Source organism: Primorskyibacter aestuariivivens (genome assembly GCF_028023675.1).
In the GTDB taxonomy this organism is placed as follows: domain Bacteria; phylum Pseudomonadota; class Alphaproteobacteria; order Rhodobacterales; family Rhodobacteraceae; genus Marinovum; species Marinovum aestuariivivens.
This window is the reverse complement of the sequence record NZ_JAQIOZ010000034.1, coordinates 1-4,929: the sequence shown is the minus strand read 5'-3', so window position 1 is coordinate 4,929 and position 4,929 is coordinate 1. Positions and strand designations below refer to the sequence as shown.

Here is a 4,929-nt window from a genome sequence, read left to right as displayed (position 1 = left end):
CTGGAGCTGAGCCATGTCGCAGGCACCCCTGACCGCGACCAGATATGACGCGCGGAGCTGCGAACTTGGTGAAGGTCCGCTTTGGCATCCCGAACGGAAACAGCTTTTCTGGTTCGATATCCTTGGCAACAAATTGCTGTCGCGGAGGAACGGAACGGAACTGGAATGGCAGTTTGACGAACACGTGTCGGCTGCGGGCTGGGTGGATCGCGATACGCTTTTGATCGCGTCTGAAACTGGTCTTTTCAGGTTTGTCTTGGACTCCGGTTCCCGCGAACTGATCCACCCTTTGGAAGCAGACAAACCGCAGACACGGTCAAATGACGGGCGCGCGGATCGTCAGGGCGGGTTCTGGATCGGCACGATGGGCAAACGAGCGGAACGACACGCTGGCGCGATCTATCGGTATTTCAGAGGCGAAGTGAGAAAACTGTTCGACGGGATCACGATTCCGAACGCGATATGCTTTGCTCCGGATGGTCGTACCGCTTATTTCTGTGACACGCCAAAGGCGCAGATCATGCGCCAACCGCTCGACTCCTCTGGCTGGCCGCTAGGCAGCCCCGAGGTGTTCATCGATCTCCGCGAAGTCGGGCTCAATCCCGACGGTGCCGTCTGTGACGCTGAGGGCGGGATCTGGAACGCGCAATGGGGCGCGGGACGTGTCGCGCGCTATCATCCCGACGGTACGTTCGACAGGGCGGTTTCGGTTGATGGCCGACATAGCTCTTGCCCGGCTTTTGGCGGTAAAGATTTCACGCAGCTTTTCGTTACAACGGCGCGAGAAGACCTGCCGGACGCGACCCCGTCAGATGGATGCGTTTATCAGGCAACGCTTTCCACCGCTGGACTGCCCGAGGCGCAGGTTATGGTTTAAGCGGGACGTATTCCGACGTCGCCGATCTGCAATTGCCGCAACCAGAGTTGCGATGCGGAAGTTGCTCATCCAAAGTCTGAAATGTCGGCGGCGTTCAGGGTCCGGACCGGTAGGTTGCCTTGTTCGAGGGACAGGATGTCGGTGAAGACCATTTCATTCATTCGGGCGATGGACTCTACTGTGTCGGCCCCGGAAAGTGGGGAAAACAACACATTTGGCGCAGAAAAGACCGGGTGGGCTATATCGGGCGGTTCCTGCGTATCAGCGTCGATGGCCGCCCCCCCCAGAGCGCCGGTCGTCAAGGCTGCTGCCACCGCGTCGAGATCCACGAGACTACGTCGCGCGAAATTCAGCAAAAGAGCGCCGGGCTTCATCGCGCCAAGTTGCGCCGCGCTGATCAGCCCCTGCGTGTCGGGCGTTGCTGCAAGATGCAGGCTGAGCGCGTCGGCGTTGGCCACGACCTCATCGAACCCGGTAAGGCGCACGCCGATCGACTCGGCCGCCGCGTGATCCGGATAAGGGTCATGGGCAATTACTGTCATTCCGACCCCGCTCGCCAGACGTGTAAGGCACTGGCCGATACGGCCCAAGCCAAGGATGCCCAGCGTTGTGTCGGTCACCTCGCGCCCGCGTCGCCGCTGCCATTTTCCGGACGTCACGGTCTGGTGGCCCAAGACCGTATTCCGGCACATGGCAAAGATCGCTCCAAGCGCCATTTCGGCCACTGCCTGAGCATTGGCACCCGGCGTGGAGCAGACGGGAATTCTTGCATGACTGGCCGCATGAATGTCTATGGAATCCACGCCGACCCCGTGTTTCAGAATACCCTTCAATCGCGGTGCGCCGGACAGTGTATCGGCGTTGACGGGGGGTAGGCCCGCCACGAGGTAGTCCGCCTTGGCCAATGCGGTCGCATATGCCTCATCCTCCGGCCCGAGGCGGGAAAGGGAAAAACCGGCATCGGAAAGGCGGGTTTGCATCGTGCCGACGGTGGCGAAAGTTGGCGAAGTTGTCAGGATGGTCGGCATTTCAATCTCTGCTCCAGATCGCGGTACTTTCGCGCATCATGTCACGGTGCGGGTCAGGGTCCTGTAAACGCGGTTGAGGCAGACGAAAGCGTGCACAGCCAGCGGACCGCGGGCAACATGTCGCTCAGTGTTCCGCCGCTTCAACAGGCAGGTCATAGACCGGTGTCAGCAGTGGTTTCCCCGCGAAACAGGCGGCGAGGTTGTCGACCACAAGCTGCGCCATGGCGTCCCGCGTCTCGACCGTGCCGCTGGCATGATGGGGATAGAGCGTGACGTTGGGCAGGCTGGTCAGGGGCGGCAGAAATGCAAGGTGCCATTCAGGTTGATGTCGAGCACCCGCTGCCAATCCTCTTGCGCCACGTCCAGCGTCGCACCGCGCAGGTTGATCCCGGCATTGTTGACCAGAATGTCGATCCGCCCAAAGCGTTCCCTGGCAATCTCTACGGCTTTTGACGCGACCTCCGGGTCGCTGAGGTCACCGGTGGAGGGCACCGCAACGCGCCCCATCCCGGCAATCTCTGCGGCCAGGTCATCAAGCAACCCGGCATTGGTGCCATTGATGACGAGATCAGCACCGGACCGCGCCAGCAGCAAAGCCGTCGCGCGACCAATCCCGCGGCTGGCGCCGGTGACGATGGCGCATTGCCCTGACAGCATGCCCATCCGCTCAGCCCCGGCCATCGATCAGCTTTTGCATCATGTCCCGTTCCTCGTCACTCAGATCCGTCAGGGGGCTGCGCACCGGGCCGGTCGCGAAACCGCGCAGGCTCACACCGGCCTTGATGGCGGATACGGCATAGCCGGTCTTGCGGTCACGGATCGCCGCGAAAGGATAGTAAAAGTCGCGCAGCATATCTTCGCATGTGGCATCGTCCCCCGCGCCAAAGGCGGCGTGAAAAGCCAACGCGGTCTCCGGCACAAAGTTGAACACGGCCGAAGAATAGGTGTCCACCCCCGCGCCGCGATGGGCCTGGGCGAACAGCTCATGGGTGGGCATCCCGCCGATATAGGCCAGCCGCTCACCCAGCCCCACAGTGATGCGCTTGACCGTGTCGATATCGCCCGTGCCGTCCTTGAACCCGATCAGGTTCGGGCAATCATCGGTCAGCTGCCTGAGCGTGTCAGCAGAGGCCACCGACTGCCCACGATTGTAGACGATGACCCCCATGCGCGTGGCGTTGCAGACGGCTCGGATATGCGCCTCGATCCCGTCCTGCGGCGCCCCGATCAGGTAATGCGGCAAGAGCAGGATACCGTCACCGCCTGCCGCCTCGATCGCACGGGCCAGATCACAGGCCATGTGCGTGCCATAACCACAGCCCGAGATGATCGGCGCGTCGGGCTGTGCGGTGCTCACTACCTCGACGATTTCGTCCGGGGTCAACGAAAACATCTCGCCGGTTCCACCCGCCACGATCAACCCGGCCACCGGATGCGCCGAAAGCCATTCCAGATGCGCTGCAAATGCCTTCGGGTTGAACCTGTCTTCGGCATCAAACGGGGTGACGGGAAAGGACAGCAACCCGGATCGGATGATGTCACGCAGGTCATTGGGGGCAATCATGGCAAGGCTCCTTTTTAATGGCCCCCGGTCAACAGGTAGAAGACCGGGAAAAGCAGGGCGGCGGCAATCAGTGTGAAGCCAAGGCTCCAGCCCCATGTAAGGGTGCGGGCGGGGATGCCGGACCCGCGCGAAACGATCAGTACGACCGTCGCAAAGGGCGAAAAGGTCATCGACAACGCCCAACCGCAGGAAATTGAAAAGGCGATGAGCGTTGCATCGGCGGGGAGTTCCGGCAGAGCAGCAAAAAACGATCCCATGAACACCGCCATCATCGTGGGCGACAGGGCCAGCAGGCTGAAAAGGGTCAGGAAAACGGGCATGCCGGCGAGCAGCAGCCAATCGGGCATCCCGGCAAGACCCAGCGCCTGCGCCACCTCCGCCGCCGGGGTCAACCCGGCCGCGGCCCGTCCGATATAGCCGGACGCAGCAAGGGTAATGGCTACATTCACGGATCCGGGCAGTTCCGTTGTCACCATCTGCCCAAATCGGTGCGGCAGGGTCCGCAATGAGGCTCTCATCGGCCCTTCTTCTTGTGCGACCAGCCACCCGGCGACCATAAAGGGGCAGGCGGCCAGCACACCGAACACGGCGCTTTCGTCAAACAACCAGATGAAAAAGACCACCAGCATCAGGAACCAAAGTGTCGTCGCGGCAAAGCGCAAAGCGGCGTTGCTGGGAAAAGCCATGAGGGAGCGGACACCTTTGGGGCGGTAATGGCGGAAGCGGACCCTGTCCTCCAGCCACCCGACCGCCATCAGGCAGACAAAAAGCGCAAAGCCGTAGCCAATCCACGCGCCCCGTTCCACACCGGGCAGCAAATCGGCCACGATCAGCGGGGCAAAGGCCGTGGGCGACCACGTCACGCTCCAGGCAAAACCGCGAAGCAGTGCCGAGATTTGTCGCTGTTCACGGATCTTGTTCAGAGGGTCACCCGGCGCGGCCTGATGAATACCGCGCTGGATCAGCGGGACAAGGAAGCTGACCACCCCGACATTGAACAGGATTGCCAGAAGCGATGTGCCACCATTGAGCGCAAGGTAACGCCGCCCGGGCGGTTGGCGGGTCAGATAGGCACCAACCGTCGCCACTGAAGGCGAGCGCCCGGCGGTGGCCTGCAACAGCGACAGAAGCAGGATAAAGGCCATGAGGAAGGCCGCCTGATCCAGCGCGCTGCGCAACAAAGCGCCCGGGGCAGGATCGCTCAGCAGGATCATGACGCTGAGACCCGCCGAGGCGGCAACAAGGTAAATCTCGCGCAGGGACAGGCGGCGTGCCGCCAGTAAGAGCACCGCAAGCATGGCGGCCCAGGCCATGTCCTGTACCACGCGCAGCCCGCTGAAACGGGCGACAAGCTCCAGTATCGAGACGGCAACTAGGGTGAATGCCAGGGCAGGCGCGGCAGAAACCGCCCCGGTCCGGGGCGGTCTCCTGTCCTGTTGCGACAGGTCGCCTATGCGAGA

The 4,929-nt window shown here is 62.1% G+C and carries 5 protein-coding genes; 1 reads left to right on the top strand and 4 read right to left on the bottom strand.

Features of this window, described 5'->3' with window-relative positions:
• Positions 1-13 precede the first annotated feature (13 nt).
• Complete coding sequence (locus PGB28_RS21195; protein ID WP_408636297.1) at positions 14-877, top strand: SMP-30/gluconolactonase/LRE family protein; 864 nt, start codon at positions 14-16, stop codon at positions 875-877.
• A 65-nt stretch (positions 878-942) separates the two neighbouring features.
• On the opposite strand, the gene PGB28_RS21190 is transcribed toward PGB28_RS21195, so the two are convergent.
• From PGB28_RS21190 to PGB28_RS21175, 4 genes are all read right to left on the bottom strand, one after another.
• Positions 943-1,857, bottom strand: a complete 915-nt coding sequence (locus PGB28_RS21190; protein ID WP_271423496.1) for an NAD(P)-dependent oxidoreductase — start codon at positions 1,855-1,857, stop codon at positions 943-945.
• 336 nt (positions 1,858-2,193) lie between these two features.
• Positions 2,194-2,586: an SDR family NAD(P)-dependent oxidoreductase gene (locus PGB28_RS21185; RefSeq protein ID WP_271423495.1), complete on the bottom strand. Its 393-nt coding sequence runs from the start codon at positions 2,584-2,586 to the stop codon at positions 2,194-2,196.
• Positions 2,573-3,466 (bottom strand): 5-dehydro-4-deoxyglucarate dehydratase, encoded by an 894-nt coding sequence (locus PGB28_RS21180; protein WP_333908251.1) that lies wholly within the window; start codon positions 3,464-3,466, stop codon positions 2,573-2,575. Before PGB28_RS21180 ends, PGB28_RS21185 begins: the two co-directional genes overlap by 14 nt.
• A 17-nt stretch (positions 3,467-3,483) precedes the next feature.
• The coding region (locus PGB28_RS21175; RefSeq protein ID WP_271423493.1) for a hypothetical protein at positions 3,484-4,929 on the bottom strand (1,446 nt) is incomplete at its 5' end.